Source organism: Variovorax paradoxus (genome assembly GCF_009498455.1).
Taxonomy (GTDB): domain Bacteria; phylum Pseudomonadota; class Gammaproteobacteria; order Burkholderiales; family Burkholderiaceae_C; genus Variovorax; species Variovorax paradoxus_H.
Genome location: NZ_CP045644.1, coordinates 362,872 through 382,115, shown reverse-complemented (window position 1 = coordinate 382,115; position 19,244 = coordinate 362,872). Strand labels below are relative to the sequence as shown.

At 70.5% G+C, this 19,244-nt stretch carries 15 protein-coding genes; 9 read left to right on the top strand and 6 right to left on the bottom strand.

Annotated features, from left to right (window positions below):
- The first annotated feature begins 77 nt into the window (after window positions 1–77).
- On the top strand, window positions 78–656 hold the full coding sequence (locus GFK26_RS01665; protein ID WP_194274004.1) for a helix-turn-helix domain-containing protein: 579 nt from the start codon (window positions 78–80) through the stop codon (window positions 654–656).
- A 67-nt stretch (window positions 657–723) separates the two neighbouring features.
- Here the strand turns inward: GFK26_RS01665 and GFK26_RS01660 are convergent, their stop codons facing one another.
- Window positions 724–1,236: a bacteriohemerythrin gene (locus tag GFK26_RS01660; protein ID WP_153280571.1), complete on the bottom strand. Its 513-nt coding sequence runs from the start codon at window positions 1,234–1,236 to the stop codon at window positions 724–726.
- Window positions 1,237–1,354: 118 nt separating this feature from the next.
- On the opposite strand from GFK26_RS01660, the gene GFK26_RS01655 reads away from it, so the two are divergent.
- Window positions 1,355–1,789, top strand: a complete 435-nt coding sequence (locus tag GFK26_RS01655; RefSeq protein ID WP_153280570.1) for a YbaN family protein — start codon at window positions 1,355–1,357, stop codon at window positions 1,787–1,789.
- A gap of 11 nt (window positions 1,790–1,800) precedes the next feature.
- On the opposite strand, the gene GFK26_RS01650 is transcribed toward GFK26_RS01655, so the two are convergent.
- A complete protein-coding gene (locus GFK26_RS01650) occupies window positions 1,801–2,199 on the bottom strand; it encodes an outer membrane protein assembly factor BamE (protein WP_228121869.1) in 399 nt (132 codons plus the stop codon).
- A gap of 5 nt (window positions 2,200–2,204) precedes the next feature.
- Complete coding sequence (locus GFK26_RS01645) at window positions 2,205–3,674, bottom strand: YadA family autotransporter adhesin (RefSeq protein WP_153280569.1); 1,470 nt, start codon at window positions 3,672–3,674, stop codon at window positions 2,205–2,207.
- 170 nt (window positions 3,675–3,844) lie between these two features.
- Between GFK26_RS01645 and GFK26_RS01640 the strand changes: the two genes are divergently transcribed.
- On the top strand, window positions 3,845–4,237 hold the full coding sequence (locus GFK26_RS01640) for a carboxymuconolactone decarboxylase family protein (protein WP_153280568.1): 393 nt from the start codon (window positions 3,845–3,847) through the stop codon (window positions 4,235–4,237).
- Window positions 4,238–4,243: 6 nt separating this feature from the next.
- Here the strand turns inward: GFK26_RS01640 and putA are convergent, their stop codons facing one another.
- The gene (gene putA, locus GFK26_RS01635; protein ID WP_153280567.1) at window positions 4,244–7,984 is read right to left on the bottom strand and encodes a trifunctional transcriptional regulator/proline dehydrogenase/L-glutamate gamma-semialdehyde dehydrogenase; all 3,741 of its coding nucleotides are present in this window, start codon (window positions 7,982–7,984) and stop codon (window positions 4,244–4,246) included.
- A 159-nt stretch (window positions 7,985–8,143) separates the two neighbouring features.
- On the opposite strand from putA, the gene GFK26_RS01630 reads away from it, so the two are divergent.
- A complete protein-coding gene (locus tag GFK26_RS01630) occupies window positions 8,144–8,749 on the top strand; it encodes a helix-turn-helix domain-containing protein (RefSeq protein ID WP_153280566.1) in 606 nt (201 codons plus the stop codon).
- A 2-nt stretch (window positions 8,750–8,751) separates the two neighbouring features.
- A complete protein-coding gene (locus GFK26_RS01625; RefSeq protein ID WP_228121868.1) occupies window positions 8,752–9,285 on the top strand; it encodes a GNAT family N-acetyltransferase in 534 nt (177 codons plus the stop codon).
- A gap of 22 nt (window positions 9,286–9,307) precedes the next feature.
- Here GFK26_RS01625 and GFK26_RS01620 read toward each other — a convergent pair whose 3' ends face one another.
- On the bottom strand, window positions 9,308–10,282 hold the full coding sequence (locus tag GFK26_RS01620) for a DMT family transporter (protein ID WP_153280564.1): 975 nt from the start codon (window positions 10,280–10,282) through the stop codon (window positions 9,308–9,310).
- A 141-nt stretch (window positions 10,283–10,423) separates the two neighbouring features.
- Between GFK26_RS01620 and GFK26_RS01615 the strand changes: the two genes are divergently transcribed.
- The 4 genes from GFK26_RS01615 to GFK26_RS01600 all read left to right on the top strand — a co-directional run bounded on the left by GFK26_RS01615 (window position 10,424) and on the right by GFK26_RS01600 (window position 18,172).
- Window positions 10,424–11,302, top strand: a complete 879-nt coding sequence (locus GFK26_RS01615) for a LysR family transcriptional regulator (RefSeq protein WP_153280563.1) — start codon at window positions 10,424–10,426, stop codon at window positions 11,300–11,302.
- 80 nt (window positions 11,303–11,382) lie between these two features.
- Window positions 11,383–16,170, top strand: coding sequence for a CapA family protein (locus GFK26_RS01610; protein WP_153280562.1), 4,788 nt, complete (start codon window positions 11,383–11,385; stop codon window positions 16,168–16,170).
- Complete coding sequence (locus tag GFK26_RS01605) at window positions 16,167–17,117, top strand: alpha/beta hydrolase family protein (RefSeq protein ID WP_153280561.1); 951 nt, start codon at window positions 16,167–16,169, stop codon at window positions 17,115–17,117. Before GFK26_RS01610 ends, GFK26_RS01605 begins: the two co-directional genes overlap by 4 nt.
- Complete coding sequence (locus GFK26_RS01600) at window positions 17,114–18,172, top strand: aldose epimerase family protein (protein ID WP_153280560.1); 1,059 nt, start codon at window positions 17,114–17,116, stop codon at window positions 18,170–18,172. Before GFK26_RS01605 ends, GFK26_RS01600 begins: the two co-directional genes overlap by 4 nt.
- Before the next feature lie 13 nt (window positions 18,173–18,185).
- Here GFK26_RS01600 and GFK26_RS01595 read toward each other — a convergent pair whose 3' ends face one another.
- On the bottom strand, window positions 18,186–19,133 hold the full coding sequence (locus tag GFK26_RS01595; protein WP_153280559.1) for an SMP-30/gluconolactonase/LRE family protein: 948 nt from the start codon (window positions 19,131–19,133) through the stop codon (window positions 18,186–18,188).
- Window positions 19,134–19,244: the final 111 nt, after the last annotated feature.

Genomic DNA, 19,244 nt, shown 5'->3' with positions numbered 1-19,244 from the left:
AAAGGTCAACATGTGGACTTACCCTAAGATCGCGGACTGACACGAAACGGCTGGGGTTGTACGCCGGCTACTTATTGATGACCAAGAACCAGAACGAATCGACTTCCTCGACCGGTAGCCTCCAACTAGGCGCCAGAGTTCGCCAGCTGCGACGGGTCAAGGGTTTGACTGTGGACAGCCTCGCGCGGGCCACCGGGGTAGACAAGGCGCACCTTTCGCGCATCGAGAACAACGTCAAGACACCTTCCATCGCCATGTTGGCGCAGCTCGCTCAGGAGCTGGGCACGACGATGGGACACCTGCTTGGCGAGACGCTGGACGAATCGGAGATCCGGATCACGCGAGCCGCGGACCTGGAGGCCGCCGACGACAAGAACGACGCGCACCGGTTTCTTCCGCTTCTGCACGGCGGCTCCGTCGGGTCCTTCGAGGCGTTCCTGTTCTATCCGGGAAAAGATGCGAACGAAGTCGAAGGACGACATGCGGGACAGGAGATGCTTTTCATCGTCTCAGGTTCGGTCGAGCTCATTTTTCGGACGCAGTCTTTCCAGCTGCAAAAAGGCGATTGCGTTCAGTTTCCGGGCTATCTTGCGCATCGGCTGCGGCGAGTCGGACGCGCGCAAGCAGTCGCGCTCCTGGTCTTGTCGAACGAGTAGCGCGGCGGCTCTTCAAAGCTGCCGGAGTGCGAGTCTCGATGCGCTGCGCGCAGCCCTGGCGGCGTACTCACCCCCCGAACAACCGCCGCATCCACCCCAGCTTGACCTGCCCCGCGGCGCCGCCTTGCTGCACCGCCTGGCGGACCTGCGCATGCACGAGGACTTCGGCCGATGAATCCGTCGTCCGCAGATGCGCTTTCACGGTCGCCACATACGCACCGTCCTCATGCCGGATGTGATTGAACAGCCAGCGCGAGAGCATGTCGTGCAGCTCGGCCAGCACCTCCTCGCCGCATTCGAAGCGTGCGCGGAATTCGGTGACGCGGCGCACGAAGATCTCGTGCACCTTTCGGTGCGGGCCCGAGAAGGGGTAGCCCGCGTCCTCGATCATGGCTTCCTCGAACGCGAAGTGCGAGGCGGTGTAGTCGATGGTCTCTTCGATGATCCGGCCCACGACCTTGCGGTCGTTGGTGCGCCGGGCGTCGTCCAGCGCATTGATGTACTGCACGATGCGCCGGTGCTGCGTGTCGATCTCATGGATGCCCGTATCGAGTTCGGTCTTCCATACAAGGTGGGCCATGGTCTTCGGAACTTTGCAGGTGGGTGTAAAGGTCCAGTATCGGCAGCCGAAAGCGGCACGCGGTTGATCTGAATCAAGCGCGTCCGAGCGGCGCAGGAGAAAGAAAGACAATCGTCCGGTGACGCCCGACGAAGACCCCCAGAACCCGCCCGCTGTCGTGGAGCCCCGGCCGTTGCCGCTCGTCGTGCGGTGGCTGCTGCTGGTCTTTGCCGCGCTGTGCCTGGTGCTGGCCGCCATCGGCGTGGTGGCGCCGGGCATGCCGACCACGGTCTTCGTGCTGATGGCGGCATGGGCCGCCGCGCGCAGCTCGCCGCGGCTGCATCGCTGGCTGCTGAATCACCGGCTCTTCGGCCCGCTGCTGCGCAACTGGGAAAACGGCCGCACGGTGAGCCGCCGCGCCAAGTGGAGCGCCACCGCGGCGATGGCGTTCTGCGCGGTCGTCATCGCGTTCACCGCGCACAAGCCGTGGCTCGCGGGCGTGGGCATCGGGTCGATGGCGGTCGTGCTGGCGTGGCTGTGGCGGCGGCCGGAGCCGCCGCCGCAGGGCTGCTGACCAGCAACCGGTCAGCCCTTCGCCAGTTCCGCGCAGATCGCAGGGTTCCAGTGGAAGCTGCGCGCCTTGTAGGCCGTGTCGAAGATCACCTTGTACCGGCAGCTGGTCATGCCGCCGCCCGAGCGGAAGTGAAAGACGTAGTCCCACTCGCGCACGGCCGCCATGCCTTCGTCGAAGTGCGGGCGGCCGATGAGGGCGTAGAGCTGGTCCTTGGTGGCGCCGGGGCCGATGGCGCGCAGGTTCTCGCGGTTCGGAAAGCTGCCTTCGGTCTGCCAGGTCTGTTGTTGCTCGCTGCCGGGCCAGACGAGTTCGGTGGCCTTGCCGTCGCTGTCGATGCCGCGGCTCACGTACGAGGTGCAGCCGGTGAGCGACAGCACGGTCAACAGCGTGGCGATGGGGCGGAAATTCATGCGCCTCACCACTGGAAGCCCGCACCGGCCGACACGCCGACGTTGCCGCGCGAGTTGGCCGAGCCGGTGAACTTCATCACCCACTTGCCGTTGTCCGAGATGCTCGAGAAGCCCAGCGCGACGGCGCTCTGGCCCTCGTAGCCGGCCACGCCCGCCGCGAGCATGTTCTTGCCCGGCATGTAGGCCTGCGGCATGCCCGCCATGGCCATCGCACCGGCGGTGCCGGCGTTGGCGTCGCGCTGGTTCAGGCGGATGGCGTCGCGCCATTGCGCACCCTGCGCGTTCAATTGGTTGACGTTGACCGCGTCGGTGCCGGCCACGCCGGGCGCCACGTTCGACACGGTGGTGCCGTTCGGCGCCTGGCCGTTGCCCAGCACGATCTGGTTGTGGTTCACGCTGCCGTCGACATTGGTGACGTAGTTGACCGCGCCGGCCTGCACCGCCTGCAGCTGGCGCACGTTGACTGCGTCGGTCGCCTGCGTGCCGCCCGCCACGTTGGTGATCTGCCGTTCGCCGCCCGCGCTGCCGACCGAGACCGCGCCCTGCGTCGAGCCCACGGCGATGTTCGAGAAGCGTTCCTTCTGGCCGTTCATGCCCGCGCGGTCGGCAACGGCGCCGGCGCCCAGCGCCACGCCGTTGACGGCGCTCGCCGTCGCGCCGGTGCCGATCGCCACAGCGGACGCGGCCGATGCCGTGCTCTGCCGGCCCACGGCCACGGCCGATTCGGCGTTCGCGGTGGCGCGGTCGCCCACGGCGACGGCGCTGTCGGCCAGTGCCTGCGTGTTCGCGCCGAGCGCGGCGGCGTTGATGCCATCGGCAATCGCCTTATCGCCGGCCGCGAGGCTGCTCTTCTTGCGCGCCTGCGTGTTGGCGCCGAGTGCGGTCGAATTGATGTCGCTCGCGGTGGCGCGGTCGCCTGCTGCGAGGCTGCTGGTGGCCACGGCGGTGGTGTTGGCGCCGATGGCGGTGGCGTTGGTGCCGAAGGCCTGGGCCACGTTGCCCACGGCCGTGCTGCTGACGCCCGCGGCCACGGTGGTGGAGCCGATGGCGGTGGCGTAGGTTTCGGTGGCGCGCGCGTCGGAGCCCGCCGCCACGCTGCCGTAGCCGGTGGCCTTGGCAGCAGTGCCGCCGAGCAGCAGCGCGTCGCCGCCGAGGTTGCCGTTCACCATCCCCTGCAAGGCCGCGGCATCGGGGCCGCCGTTCACGGGATCGGTCGGCACGCCGGTGATGAGCGCGAAGCCGCCGCTGCCGTTGGGCACCTGGCAGGCCCATGTCGGGCCGGCGCTGCCGGAGCTGCACACCGCGCCCGAGCCGGTCGTGTAGCTGGTGCCGCCCAGGCTCACGTCGGCCCAGGCCGATGGTCCCGCGAAGCTGGCGGCCAGTGCGAGCACGGCGCCCGCGATGCCTTGGGTTTTCTTCTTGTGGACGCATGCGACGCGCGCACCGGTCCCCACGCGCTGGATGACGTGTTCCATGGTTCTCTCTGCTCCCTGAGATGGCGCCTGATGGCGCGCTGGATGTGTGACGCTTCGACTGTATGAATCGAAGGCCGCGAGAACCTAGGACCTAATTCACAATAAATGTGAAGGTGCCGAAAGCAAATGTTGCTTTCCAACCCGCATTCACACTTTCCTTAGGAGATCGCATGAAACCCCAGCCCATCGAACACGCCGCCGCTTCCGACGAGGTCCGCGCGGTGTTCGACGACATCAAGGCGTCGCGCCACGTGCCCGACGTCAACAACTTCTGGAAGTACCTGGCCAACGATCCGGTCACGCTGAGGCGCACCTGGGCCAGCCTCAAGGAGGTGATGGCGCCGGGCGCGCTCGACCCGGTGATGAAGGAAATGATCTACCTCGCGGTGAGCGTCACCAACAACTGCGGCTACTGCATCGCGAGCCACCACGCGGGTGCGGAAAAGGCCGGCATGACGCCGGCCATGTTCGCCGAGCTGATGGCCGTGGTCGGCATGGCGAACGAGACCAACCGGCTGGTCAATGGCTACCGGGTCCCCATCGACCCAGCCTTCGACAAATAAGCCCCTTCACCCGATCGTCATCAGGCTCGCATTGCCGCCGGCCGCGGCGGTGTTGACGCTCAGCGCGCGCTCCAGCACCAGGCTTTCGAGCGGGATGCCGGCGTCGCCGGGCGCGAAGCTGCGCACGCCGACGATGGGGCCCGGCCGCGCCGCCACCTGCTGCAGCACGACTGCGAGGTGGTCGGCGTCGCCGTGGTGCAGCACGGCATCGAACACCACGGTGGGCGCGCGCCAGTCGTTGGCGAGCACGACCGCGTGGCGCGCCTCGTCGGGCAGCGCGGCCAGCAGTGCATGTGCGCCGGGCGCATCGGCCGGCCAGATGGCGGTGCTGCCGACCGACAGCACGGCCGCCAGTTGCGCGAGCCGGTCGGCCTCTGCATCGGCGAGGCACAGCACGGCCTCGCGCGGCTGCAGCGTGTAGACGTTGCGCTCGCCGGTCGGGCCGGCCAGCGTGCGCGCGCGGCCCACGGGCGCAAGGCTGGCGAAGCGGCGGCACTGCGCGGCGAGTGCGTCGCGGCCCGTGTCGCGCGCCCAGCCTTCGAGTGCCGCGAGGCCGCTGGACGGTGCAGCGGGCTCGTCTTCGGCCACGGCGCGCGCGAGCACGTCGTCGGGCCGCGCCGACAGCAGGCGCGCCATGTACAGCGGCCCGCCGGCCTTCGGCCCGGTGCCCGACAACCCTTCGCCGCCGAAAGGCTGCACGCCCACCACCGCGCCGACCATGTTGCGGTTCACGTAGACATTGCCGGCCTGCGCCTGCGTCACCACCTGCGCGATGGTCTCGTCGATGCGCGTGTGCACGCCCAGCGTGAGGCCGTAGCCGCTGCCGTTGATCTGGCCGATGAGCGCGCCGAGGTCGCGGCGGCGGTAGCGCAACAGGTGCAGCACGGGGCCGAACACTTCGCGCTCCAGCTCGCCCAGGTGGTCGAGCTCGATCAGCGTGGGCAGCACGAAGGTGCCGTGGCGCATGTCGTGGCCGAACTCGCGGCCCTGGCGGAACACACGCCGGCCGCGCCCGCGCATGCCGGCGATGTGGCGCTCGATGCCGTCGCGCGCCTCGTCGTCGATGACGGGGCCCACGTCCACCGCGAGCCGCGCGGGATTGCCGATGCAGTTCTCGGCCATCGCGCCCTGCAGCATCGCGACGAGGCGGTCGGCCGCTTCTTCCTGCACGCACAGCACGCGCAGCGCCGAGCAGCGCTGGCCCGCGCTGTCGAAGGCCGAGGCCATCACGTCGGCCACCACCTGCTCCACGAGCGCGGACGAGTCGACGATCATCGCGTTCTGCCCGCCGGTCTCGGCGATCAGCGGCACCGGCGCGCCGTGCGCACCGAGGCGCGTCGACAGCGTCTTCTGCAGCAGGCGCGCGACCTCGGTCGAGCCCGTGAACATCACGCCCTGCACGCGCGCGTCGCCGACCAGCGCGGCACCGACGGTCTCGCCGCGGCCCGGCAGCAGCTGCACCGCCGCGCGCGGCACGCCGGCCTCCCACAGCACGCGCACCGCTTCGGCGGCGACCAGCGGCGTCTGCTCGGCCGGCTTGGCCAGCACCGGGTTGCCGGCCGCGAGCGCGGCGGCCACCTGGCCGGTGAAGATCGCGAGCGGAAAGTTCCACGGGCTGATGCACACCACCGGTCCGAGCGGGCGGTGCGTGGCGTTGGCGAAATCGGTGCGCGCCTGCGCCGCGTAGTAGCGCAGGAAGTCGACCGCTTCGCGCACTTCGGCGATGGCGTTGGCGCTGCTCTTGCCGGCCTCGCGCATCAACAGGCCGAGCAGGCGCGGCTGCTGCGCTTCGAGCGATGCGGCGGCGCGGTCGAGGGCGGCGGCGCGCTCGGCCGGCGACGTGGCGGCCCATGCGGTGGCGATGCCTTCGGCCTGTGCAATGGCCGAGGCCACGTCGCCCGGCACCGCGTCCTGCACCTGCCCGACGAGGTCGCGGCGGTCGGCGGGGTTGCGCACGTCGGCCCACGTGCGGGCGGCTTCGTCTTCGGCACGCGGCGCAGCAAGCATCGGCGTGGCGCGCCAGGGTTCGGTCGCGCTGGCCTGCAGCGTGGCGGCCAGCGCATGCAGCGTGTCTTCGCTCGCGAGGTCGAGGCCTTGCGAGTTCGCGCGCTGGTCACCGTAGAGCGCAACCGGCAGCGGAATCGCCGCGTGCGGCAGGCCCATCGCGCCTTCCTCTGCAGCCATGCGCTCGACGGTCGCGACCGGGTCTTCCACCAGCGTGTCGAGCGGAATCGATGCATCGGCGATGCGGTTCACGAACGAGGTGTTCGCGCCGTTCTCCAGCAGCCGCCGCACCAGGTAGGCCAGCAGCGTCTCGTGCGTGCCCACCGGCGCGTAGATGCGGCAGGGCCGGCCGAGCGGGCCCACCACCTGCTCGTACAGCGGCTCGCCCATGCCGTGCAGGCATTGAAATTCGTACTGGTCCGGCGTGTAGCGCGACGGGTCGGCCATCGTGTAGATCGCGGCCAGCGTGTGGGCGTTGTGCGTGGCGAACTGCGGGTACACGGCGTCGGGCGCGTCGAGCAGGCGGCGCGCGCAGGCCAGGTACGACACGTCGGTGTAGGCCTTGCGCGTGTAGACCGGGTAGCCCGCGAGTCCGTCGAGCTGCGCGCGCTTGATCTCGCTGTCCCAGTAGGCGCCCTTCACGAGCCGCACCATGAGCCGGTGGCCGCTGCGGCGCGCGAGGTCGATCACCCAGTCGATCACGAAGGGGCAGCGCTTCTGGTAGCCCTGCACCACGAAGCCGATGCCCTGCCAGCCCGCCAGCGCGGGCTCGAAGCACAGGCGCTCCAGCAGGTCGAGCGAGAGTTCAAGCCGGTCGGCCTCTTCGGCATCGATGTTCAGGCCGATGTCGTAGTGCAGCGCCAGCAGCGCCAGGTCGCGCAGCACCGGGTACAGCTCGGCCATCACGCGCGTGTACTGCGCGCGGCTGTAGCGCGGGTGCAGCGCCGACAGCTTGATCGAGATGCCCGGCCCGCCGTACACGCCGCGCCCGTTCGACGCACGGCCGATGGCGTGGATCGCGTCTTCGTAGGCGGCGCGGTAGCGGCGCGCATCGTCGGCCGTGAGTGCGGCCTCGCCGAGCATGTCGTACGAATAGCGAAAGCCCTGCGCCTCGAGCGTGCGCGCATGCGCCAGCGCCTGGCCGATGGTTTCGCCGGTGACGAACTGCTCGCCCATCATGCGCATCGCCATGTCGACGCCCTTGCGGATCAGCGGCTCGCCGCCCTTGCCGATCAGCCGCGTGAGCGTGGCCGACAGGCCCGTCTCGCTGTGCGTGGCCACCAGCTTGCCCGTGAGCAGCAGGCCCCACGTGGCGGCGTTGACGAACACCGACGGGCTGCGCCCCGCGTGCGCCTGCCACTGGCCCTGCGCGATCTTGTCGCGGATGAGCGCGTCGCGCGTGTCGGCATCGGGAATGCGCAGCAGCGCCTCGGCCAGGCACATCAGCGCCACGCCTTCCTGCGACGACAACGCGTACTCCTGCAGCAGGCCCTGCACGAGGCCGGAGCGACCGCCGCCGTTCTTGCGCTGGCGCAGCTGGTGAGCAATACGGTGGGCGAGGGCGTGGGCTTCGTCGGCGGGGCCGGCGGGCAGCCGGGCCTGGTCGAGCAGCGGCTGGAGCGCCTCTGCTTCGGGCGGCCGGCAGGCGGCGGTGATGCGGGTGCGCAGCGCGGACGGCGCGGCGGGGCCATCGGCGAAGGTGGCGAAACGCGAGGGCAGGGGGGCGGGATCGTTGGCGCTCATGGTGCGTCGGTGGTGGTGATGTGTTGGATGATTTCAGCGATGGGCATGAATATTTCTCCAAAGAACATTCACTTCGACGAACAAGTCTCCGAAGGTCGCGACGGCACGCTTTCATCCAGGGTTGACTGAATTTCTATTTCATTGGATATTTCATCCAATATGAAAGAAGAATCAGCTTCGACCCCCAGCCTCAACGACCGCATCGCCCAGCGCGTGCGTGCGCTGCGCGCCGCACGCGATCTCTCGCTCGACGCCTTGGCCACGCACTGCGGCGTCAGCCGCTCGATGATCTCTCTGATCGAGCGCGGCGAGAGCAGTCCGACCGCGGTGCTGCTCGAAAAACTCGCGACCGGCCTGGGCGTGCCGCTGGCCTCGCTGTTCGAGCCCGACGCGCCCACGGCCAGCCCGGTGTCGCGCCGCGCCGACCAGCTCGAGTGGCGCGATCCGCATTCGGGCTACCTGCGCCGCAACGTCTCGGCCGGCGGCGACGCTTCGCCGATCCAGATCGTCGAGGTGCTGTTTCCGCCCGGCGCGCGCGTGGCCTACGAAACCGGCGCGCGCGAGCCGCGCATCCACCAGCAGGTGTGGGTGCTCGAAGGCTGCATCGAACTCGCGGTGGGCGATCAGCAGTACCGGCTCGAAACCGGCGACTGCGTTGCGCTCGTGCTCGACCAGCCGACGAGTTATCACAACCCCACCCGCAAGACGGCCCGTTACGCGGTCGTCATCACCAGCGCACCCTCTCACGCATCGAACAGGAAATGACCATGACTGCTGCCACCACCACCCCGCGCCTGCGCGCCCTGTCTACCGTCAGCGAGACCGAGCTGAATGCGCTGGCTGACGTGCTCATCGACTGCGTCGAAGGCGGTGCCTCCGTGAGCTTCATGCAGCCGCTCACGCCCGAGCGCGCGCGGGCCTTCTGGCGCCACGTGGCCGACGGCGTGGCGCGCGGAGAACGCGAGCTGCTCGTGGCCGAGGACGACGAAGGCATCGTCGGCACCGTGCAGCTGGTGCTGGCCCAGCCCGAGAACCAGCCGCACCGCGGCGAGGTCGCGAAGATGCTGGTGCACCGCCGCGCACGCCGGCTCGGCCTCGGCGCCCTGCTGATGCAAAGCGCCGAACAACGCGCGCGCGACCACGGCAAGACCCTGCTCGTGCTCGACACCTCCAGCCCCGAGGCCGAGCGGCTGTACACCCGCTGCGGTTGGCAGCGCGTGGGCACCATCCCCGGCTACGCGCTGCTGCCCGACGGCACGCCGTGCGGCACCACCTACTTCTATCGCGCGCTCGGCGACTGACGGCCGTGTGGCCTGTGGTCACTCAGGGCGTGACGCCGCAGGTGCGCTGACTGGGCACCGGGCCGTGAACCGCAGCCACCGGCGTCGCCGCGCGCTTCGTCGCCATCACATGCAGCAGCAGCGCCGCCACCACCATCGCCACGCCGACGATCTCGTGCGTGGCGGGCGGCTTGCCCAGCGCCACGCCCATCAACAGTGTCGACACCGGCACGAAGTTCAGGAAGGCCGTGCCCGTGACAGGGCCGAGTGCGCGCACGCCGTGGTTGAAGGCCAGCACCGCGACCGCCGACGGCACCAGCCCCGCGTACAGCAGCACCTGCCACGACAGGCGCAGCCCTTGCGCGTCGGGCGCGGGCGATGCGCCCAGCGCGGCCATGCCCACCGCCACGGCCAGCAGCAGCGGCCACGAGGCCAGCACCGTGAGCGCGGTGTATTCCACCGTGTCGAGCGTGGGAAAGCGCGCCGCGCCGCGCGTGTAGACCACCCAGCCCAGCGTGCCGACGAAGGCGATGGCGTCGCCGTACAACGTGTCGTGCGACAGCGCCGCGCCGCCGGGCGACAGCAGCCCGGCCACCGTTGCCACGCCGGCCAGCGCCAGCGCAGCGGTCAGCAAGGTGGTGCGCGTCGGGCGCACGCCGTCGAGCCACCAGCGCAGCAGCTGCGTGGTGATCGGCGTGGTCGCGATCAGCACCGCGCCGTGCGAAGGCTCCGAGTGCGAGAGTCCGATGAACAGCAGGATGCTGAACACGCCGAAGCCCGCAAAGCCGTGCAGCGCCAGCGGCACCGCATGACGCCGCAGCTTGTGCCAGCCGCCGGTGCCGCGCAGGCCCAGCAGCGCGGCGAACACCAGCGCCGACAGGGTGTAGCGGATGAGCGTGAGCCACACGGGCGCCACGTGGTGCAGCACGCCCTTGCCGACGAGGAACAGGCTGCCCCAGCTGGCGGTGGCGAAGAGCAGGGCGGCAAAGCCCGGCAGGCGTGAGGAAGGGGAGGACACGGGAAGACCTTTCAGAAAAACACGGAGTGCGTGGCCTGAAGGATGGGGACGCCGCCCCGCGAAGGCCATTCGTTTCTTTGGACAGGGGCTTCCGAAAAAGCGAACGGACCGCCGCACCGCACGCGCTCACAATCCGCGGTCATGGAGCTGTACCAACTGAAGACCTTCGTTGCCATCGCGAAGGAGGGCAACCTCACCCGCGCCGCCGAGCGCGTGTTCACCAGCGCGCCGGCCGCCAGCGCGCAACTCAAGGCGCTCGAAGACGAGCTCGGCGTGCGCCTGTTCGAGCGCACGCCGCGCGGCATGTCGCCCACCGCGGCCGGCCAGCGCCTGCTCGAAGAGGCCGAGCGCACGCTGGCCTCGGCGATGCGCATGCAGTCGGCCGCCGACCAGCTGCGCGGCGCGGCGCAGGGCGTGGTGCGCTTCGGCACGGTGGTCGATCCGGTGGCGCTGCGGCTGGGCAGCGTGCTGGTCACGCTGGCGCAGCAGCATCCGCAGGTCACGCTGCAGCTCAAGCAGGGGCTGTCGTACGAAACCCTGGCGGCCGTGCAGCGCGGCGAACTCGACTGCGCCTATGTGCTCAGCGACGCCGAGCGGCTCGAAGGCTTCGAGCTGCGGCGCCTGGGCGTGGTCGACCTGGCCGTGGGCCTGCCGCTGTCGGTGGCGCAGGCGCATCCCGAGCTCACGCTCGACCAGCTCACCGACCTGACTTGGGTCGGCACGCCGCCCTCGTGCATCCTGCGCGCGCACCTCGAAAAGCTGTTCGCCTCGGCCGGGCGCGACTACCGCCAGGGCGTCACCGCCGACGGCGAGAGCGCCATCCGCAGCATGGTCGCCAGCGGCATGGGCGCGGGCCTGATGCGGCTCGACCAGGCCGAGCAGGGTGAGCGCCAGGGCGAGCTCGCGGTCTGGAACGGTTGGCGCTCACACACGTGGCTGTGCTGGCTCGCGCCGGCCGGCGGCGAGCGTTCGGCGGCGGTCGATGCGGTGCGCGGCGCGGTGTTCGACGCCTGGGCCTGACCCGCGCCCGACCCGGACCTGACGCGCCCCGGATTTCCGCAGTGGCAGGCCGCGCCGCGGCCTGTCATCATTCGCGGCGCATGACTCACCAAGAAGCTCCCGTCCCCCTCGCCGATCTGTTGAACCGCGCCAGGCAAGCCCTGGCCACCCCGGACGGGGCGCTGCCCCCGGTCGCGCCCGCCACCGACGAAGCCGGTTGCGTGGTGTTCCTCGCCATCGGCGAGGGCGAGAGCCGCGCCCGCGTCGTCATGGGCCGCGGCCCCGACACCGAGGCCGCGTGGCAGGCCGCCGCCGAGGCGCTGGCCGTGAAGGCCAAGCGCGCCGAGCGGCCCGCGCAGCGGCTGCGCGCGGAGATCGTCGATCGCACCACGCCGATGACCTGGGGCGAACTGAAGGCGCGGCTGGCGCAGACCAAGCGCAACTACTTCAACGAAGGCATCGCGCTCGACGCGCATTTCGACACCGCGCTGCTCGCACAGGAGATGCACGGCAGCGCCGTGCTCTACAACGGCACGGTCGACCACGCGGAGCCCAACAACGGCAACCTGCGCACGCACACCCAGCGGCGCTTCGGCGAGGAGCGCGACTTTCCCACCGACGACGCCGCGCCCGTGTGGTGCTTCACCACGCGCGCCGTGTACGTCGATGCCGACGGCGCTTGGCCGCTGACGGCCGAAGGGCAGGCCGCAGGCTTTCGCACGCTCACCGACTGGAACGCGGCGCAGGTGCGCGCGCTGGTCGATTCGGCGAGCGACTACCTGGCCGAGCAGGTCAAGCCCACGGGCGAGTTCCACTACGGCTGGTTCCCGTGCTTCGACCGCGCGATTCCCACCTACAACACGCTGCGCCACGCCAGCTCGACCTACGCGATGCTCGAAGGCTGGGAGCTCACGCGCAACGACACGCAGAAAGCCGCCATCGACCGCGCGCTGGCCTTTCTGAGCCAGCGGCTGATCCGCCGCGCCGCGCTGCCCGACGGCACGCAGGCCGCGTTCCTGGTCGACGTCGGCAACGAGATCAAGCTCGGCGGCAATGCCGTGTGCCTGCTGGCCTTCGTGAAGTACACCGAGCTCACGGGCGACACGCAGTACCAGCCGCTGCTGGAGCAGCTCGCGCTGGGCATCCGCTCGATGCAGGACGCGCAGACCGGCCGCTTCGTGCACGTGCTCAACCACCCGGGGCTCGACGTGAAGGAGCCCTTTCGCATCATTTATTACGACGGCGAGGCGGCCTTCGGGCTCATGCGGCTGTACGGCCTCACGCGCGATGCGCGCTGGCTCGCGGTGGTTGAAAAGGCCTTCGAGCATTTCATTGCCGCGGGCCACTGGCGCGCGCACGACCACTGGCTGAGCTACTGCGTCAACGAGCTCACGCGCTTCAAGCCCGAGACGCGCTACTACCAGTTCGGCCTGCAGAACATGGCGGGCCACCTCGACTTCGTGCTGGAGCGCATCACCACCTTCCCCACGCTGCTCGAACTCATGATGGCCGCGCGCGAGATGGTGCTGCGGCTCGAAGCCGACCCGGCGCTGCGCCCGCTGCTTGCGGGGCTCGACCGCCACAAGTTCGACCGTGCGCTGGAGCACCGCGCGCGCTACCTCGCCAACGGCCACTTCTGGCCCGAGCTGGCGATGTTCTTCCGCAACCCCGACCGCATCGCGGGCTCGTTCTTCATCAAGCACCACAGCTTCCGCGTGCGCATCGACGACGTGGAGCACTACCTGTCGGGCTACGTGGCCTACCACCGGCTGCTCGAAGCGCGCGAGGCGCAGCAGCAGAGCGCGCAGCTCTCGCAAGCCGCGGCCGAGCCGGCCGCACCGCGCGGCCTCGAGGGCGTGGTGCTGTGGGGCGGCGACGTCAACCTGGGCCGCCGCCTGCACTACCGCATGCACGAGCTGGGCGGCCCGGCCCGCATGCTCGGCGACATCCCCGCGCTGCGCGAGGCCGACCTGCGCATCGTGAATCTCGAATGCGTGGTCGCCACCACGGGCGCGCAGGGCGTCGAGAAGAACGAGGGCTGCCCGTACTACTACCGCGCACGGCCCGAGATGCTGTCGGTGCTGACCGAGGCCGGCATCGACATGGTCGCCACGGCCAACAACCACAGCGGCGACTACGGCCCCGAGGCGCTGCTGGAGCAGCACGGGCTGCTCAACGCCGCCGCCATCGCCTTCGCCGGCACCGGGCCCGACCTCGATTCGGCGTTGAGCCCCGCCTTCCGCCAGGCCGGTGGGTTGCGTGTGGCGCTGTTCTCGCTCGACGCCACGCAGCCGAGCTTTGCCGCGACCGCGAAGCTTCCCGGCGCGGCTTGGCTGCCGCTCAGCGACCCGGCCGCCTGGCGCGCCACGCTCGCGCCGCGCATCGCCGCCGCGCGCCGTGAGGCCGACGTGGTGCTGGTGGCCGTGCACTGGGGCAATAACCAGGAGACCGCGCCTTCGCGCGCGGAGATCGCCGTCGGCCATGCCATCGTCGAGGCCGGCGCCGACGCGGTGCTTGGCACCTCGGCTCATCTGCTGCAAGGCATCGAGGTCTACCAGGGCCGGCCGATCCTGCACGACGCAGGCGACCTGCTGTTCGACGCGATCCGCCGTGACCTCGGGGACTCCGGCGTGTTCTCGCTGCGCCTCGGGCCGCATGGCGTCGAAGAGGTGGTGTTCACGCCCGTCGGTGTGGGCTTCGGTTTCTCGCAGCAGCGCGAGGGCGAGGCGGCGCAGGCCGCGAGCGCGCGCTTCGCTGAACTCTGTCGCGCGCTCGGCACCGAGATGACGCCGCGGCCCGACGGGCGCTGCGCATTGCAGCTGTCGCCGCCCGAACGCACCGCGCCGGCCGGGCGCCCGCCGCTGGCGCCGCTGTCGGCTTCGCGCCCGCCCGCGCTGGTCGGCCCCGTGCTCGCGCCCCGGCCCGAGTGGTCGGTCGATGCGGTGCCGGCCGACGCGCAGATGCGCCCGATCCAGATCGGCCCGCTGCGCCTCGTGGGCATCCGCTGCGCACCGACGCAGATCGTCGGGCGACGCCTGCTGTGGGTCGAGTCGTACTGGACCGCCGATGCGCCCGTGAGCGCCGACCTGCGCGTGCAGTTCCGCGCGCTGGCGATGCGCAGCACCACCATGCCGGCCTGGGGCGAGGCCATGGACCACGACCCCTGCGACTGGATGTGGCCCACCAGCCGCTGGACGCCGGGGCGCATCTACCGCGACCGCTACGGCCTGCGCGCGCCGCGCCTGGGCCTGCTCGAGGACGACGTGCTGCAGATCGAAGTGCGCGTGCGCGGCGCGCTGTCCGACCTGCCGTCCGCGCGCCGCTTGCCCGTGTGGTGCGGCCTGCGCCTGAAGGCACCGACGCCGCTGCCTGAGCGCCGCGCGCCCGTGCTCGCGGCGCTGCGCCCGGGTGCCGCGCCGCAGGCCTCGCCCGTGTGGACCGCCGACGAGCTGCAGCGCGTCACCGGCGGGCAGTGGCTCGTGCCGCCGCCGCCGGGTTGGGTCGCGAACGCCGTGGTGCGCGGGCCGACGCACATGGCACTGCTGCCGAAGCCCGCGCTGTTCATCGCGTCGGACTACCGCACGCTCGCCCGGCACGAGAACTACAGCAAGCCGCGCGCCGACAACCCCGACCGCCACGACGACCTGCCCGTGCTACAGCGCGCGCTCGCGGGCGCCGTGGTCGCGCACGCGGTGGACGGGCTCGATCCGGCCTTTCCGCTGCTGCAGGTGGACGACCCGATCCGCGCCATGATCGACCTGGGCGCGGCCGCGCGTGCGCGCTTCAAGGGGCGCGTGGTGGGCGTGACCGGCACGGTCGGCAAGTCGTCGACCATCGCCATGCTGCGCGACCTGCTGCCCGAGGCGGCGCGCGTGCACACCACCGTCGACAACCACAACTCGCGCGTCGGCGTGCCGGCCACGCTGGCCAGCCTGCCGGCCGATGCCGACGTGTGCGTGCTCGAGATGGCGCAGAGCGGGCTGTGGATGGACCGCGGGCCAATCTCGCTGGTGGCACGGCCGCACGTGGCCATCCTCACCGAACTCGGCCTGTCGCAGACCTACCGCGCGACCACGGTGGAACAGACGGCCGACTACAAGTCGCGCCTCTTCCTCGGGCTGGAGCCCGGCGGCGTGGCCATCGTGCCCGACCACATTCCCTGCCTGCTGCAGGTGGTGCAGGCGGCGGCGCGCACGGCGGGCGCCATCTGGGTCGTGGGCAGCGGGCCCGACGCCAACATCCGCATCGTCGACACCCGGCCCGAGCCCGACGGCGGCTGCCGCGTGCGCATCGCACTGCCGGGGCGCACGGTCGAGTACCTGTTCCCGATCGCGAGCGCGGGGCTCGTGCGCAATTCGGCGCTGGCCTTTGCGGCGCTGCTGGCGTTGGGCTTCGACGCCGACGCAGCCTGCGCGCGCATGCCTTTCGTGCGGCTGCCGGCCTCGGTGATGCAGCTGCGCCCGCTGCGCACGCAGGGCGGCGTGCAGGCCACGCTCATCGACGACAGCTGGAGCGCCGAGGTCATGTCGATGCGCAACGCGATGGACTTCGTGCGCACCTGCGAGCGCGCCGTGCACGGGCCGGTGACGCGCAAGATCGGCGTGCTCGGGCGCATCGTCAACCTCGACAAGGACGCTGAGGCCATGCACCGCAGCCTGGCCGCGCCGCTGCTCGCCTCGGGCATCGCGCACCTCGTGACGCACGGCGCCGAGATGCGCTGGCTGCGCGAGGAGGTGCCGGCCGAGCTGCTCGGCCCGCACTTCGAAGACGCCGCGCAGCTCACCGGCTACCTCGGCGACTTCCTGCGCGACGGCGACCTGGTGCTGGTGAAGGGCGACCGCCTGGCGTCCGACTTCGGCCTCATTCCCGAACTGCTGCAAAAGCTATGAAGCCTTGCGCGCGCCTGGCCTGCCTGCTGCTGGTGCTCGTGCAGACGGCCTGCGCGCAACGCGTGGACGCGCCGAGGGCCTCGACGCCGCGCGAGCCGGCGGCGTCCGCCTCGCCCGAAGGCGCGCTGCTGCACTGGAACCAGCCCGCCGTGCGCGCCCACTGCCCCGACCGTCCCGGCTTCCTCTGGGTGCAGGCGGTCGAGGGGCCGTCGTGCATCCGCTACTTCGCAAGCCGCGACATCGACGACGCGCGCATCGCCATCGTGCAGTTTTCGGGCGACCGCGACAGCGTGATGAACCAGTCGCCCGCGCGCATTCCGGGCAACACCGAACCGCTGCGCACGCTCGATGCGCAGGCCGCGAGCGACCGTGCCGGCGTGCCGTGGATCTTCATGGCGCGGCCCGGCACCTACGGCTCGTCGGGCGACCACCGCAAGCGGCGTCAGGCAGTGGAGTTCCACGCCCTCGATGCGGCGCTGGAGGCGCTGATGCAGCGCCACCGCCTGCAGCGCGTGGTGATCGTCGGCCACAGCGGCGGCGCCACGGCCGGCGCCGCGCTGCTCACGCTCGGGCGCACGCGCGTGGCCTGCGCGGTGCTCACCTCGGGCGCGTTCGACCTGCTGGAGCGCGCGCGGCGGCTCGGCCGCTCGAAGGACGGCCGCACCGACACCACGGGCAGCACGCAGGTCTACGACCCGCTGGACCATGTGGCCGGCATTGCGCGCGACCCGCAGCGGCGCATCGTGCTCATCGGCAACCCCGACGACCGCAACACCCCGTTCGCGCTGCAGCAGCGCTTTGCCGATGCCGTGGGCAAGGCGGGCCACCGCGTCGAAGTGATGACGCATGCGGCCGAGCCACCGACCTTCCATGACCTGAAAGACCGCATCGGCCTGCGCACCGCATCGCAGTGCGCGCGCGAGGCGTTGCAATCTCAAGCCCGATGACCCAGCCACTCACTTCGCGCCCCTTCGGCTTCATGCCCGACGGCCGCCCCGTCACCGAATACACGCTCGACAACGGCCACGGCCTGCGCCTGAGTGCCATCAATCTCGGCGGCATCGTCACCGCGCTGCATGTGCCCGACCGGCAGGGGCGCAGCGCGAACGTCGTGCTGGGTTTGCCGTCGCTCGATGACTATCTGAAGCCGCATCCGCACTTTGGCACCATCGTCGGCCGCTATGCCAACCGCATCGCGGCGGGCCGCTTCACGCTCGATGGCAGCGCTCATCAGCTGGGCCTGAACGACGGCCCGAACACGCTGCACGGCGGGGCCACGGGGTTCGGCAAGCGCTACTGGGAGATCGTGCCGGTGCCTCATGAACTCGCCCTCGAACTGCGCTACACCAGCGCCGACGGCGAAGAGGGCTACCCCGGCGAGGTGCAGCTGACGGTGCGCTACACGCTGGGCGCCACGGCCAATACCTGGCGCATCGACTACCGCGCCACCACCGACCGCCCCACGGTGCTCAACCTGAGCCACCACGACTATTTCAACCTCGCGGGATCGGGCTCGGTGATGGACCACGTGCTGACGCTGCCCGCGAGCCGCTACTGCCCGGTGGATGCCACGCTCATTCCGCTCGGGCTCGGCGAGGTGGCCGGCACGCCCTTCGATTTCCGCACGCCGACGCGCATCGGCGAGCGCATCCGCGAAGGCCACGAGCAGCTGCTGCGCGCGCACGGCTACGACCACAACTGGGTTCTCGACGGCGATCGCAGCGGCATGGGCCTTGCACTGGCCGCCCGCCTCGCCCACGAAGCCTCCGGCCGCGTGATGGACGTGCACACCACCGAGCCCGGCGTGCAGTTCTATTCGGGCAACTTCCTCGACGGCAGCCTGCTCGGCAGCGCGGGCGCGAGCCTGCGACAGGGCGACGGCCTGTGCCTGGAGACGCAGCACTTTCCCGATGCGCCGAATCGGCCGGAGTTTCCGTCGACCGTGCTGCGCCCCGGCGAGGTGTTCGCCAGCACGACCGAGCATCGCTTCAGCGTTTGCTGAAGCGCGCGCCGGCTCAGCCTGCGAACAACGCAGCCGGCACGCCCGGGCTGTCGATGCGCACCGAGAAGAGCCCACCGGCCAGCGGCTCGCTCTTCAGTTGTTCTTCGGTGCGGCTGTTGCGCGCTGTCGAGATGTAGAGCGTCTGCATATCTGCACCGCCGAAGGCGCAGTCGGTCACGTTGCTTGCCGGCAGCGCAATGCGGCACAGCTCGGCCGCGCTCACCGGGTCGTGGCAGGTGATGCACGACCCGTCCCAATGCGCGATCCACAACCGGCCGGCCGCGTCGGTGGTCATGCCATCGGGCAGGCCGTCGCCCTTCGGGAAGCGGTGCCACACGCGCTTGTTCGACACGCTGCCGGCGTCCATGTCGAAGTCGTAGGCGTACAGCAGGTTGATCGCCGTGTTGTTGAAGTACAGGGTGCGGCCGTCGCCCGACCATGTCGGCCCGTTGGTCACCTCGAAGCCGTCGTCGTGCCGGGTGCATTGGCCGTCGGCGTCGAAGCGGTAGAGCGCGCCGGTGGGCGCCTTGCAGTCGAAGTCCATGCTGCCGGCCCAGAAGCGGCCGCGGCTGTCGCACTTGCCGTCGTTGAAGCGGTTGTTGGTGCGCTCGGGTTCGGGCTGGTGCAGGTAGCGCGGCTTCGCGGTGTCGCCGGGCACGGTGGTGTCGAACAGCGCGAAGCCGCGGCGCAGCGTGAGGAACAGGCCCGGCGCCGATGCGCGCTCGGCGATGGCGGTGATCTCTTCGTCGAAGTGCCAGGTGCGCTGCGCGCCGGTGGCCGGGTCGTAGCGGAAGAGGCGCGGCTGCAGGATGTCGATCCAGTACAGCGCCTGTTCGCGCACCGACCACAGCGTGCCTTCGCCGAGTTCGGCGGCGGCGGGCCAGAGGCATTCGGGCGTGCCGAGCACGCGAGGGGCCGCGAGCGGCGAAGAAGAAGGGGCGCTTGTCTCTTGCATGGTCATTTGTTCTTTCTGAATGTCATGTCGCCTTGACGCGGCGGATCGTATCAAGGCATATTGATAACTGAAACTGAAAATATCGGCATCGATTGATATTGATTTTGCAATGTCATG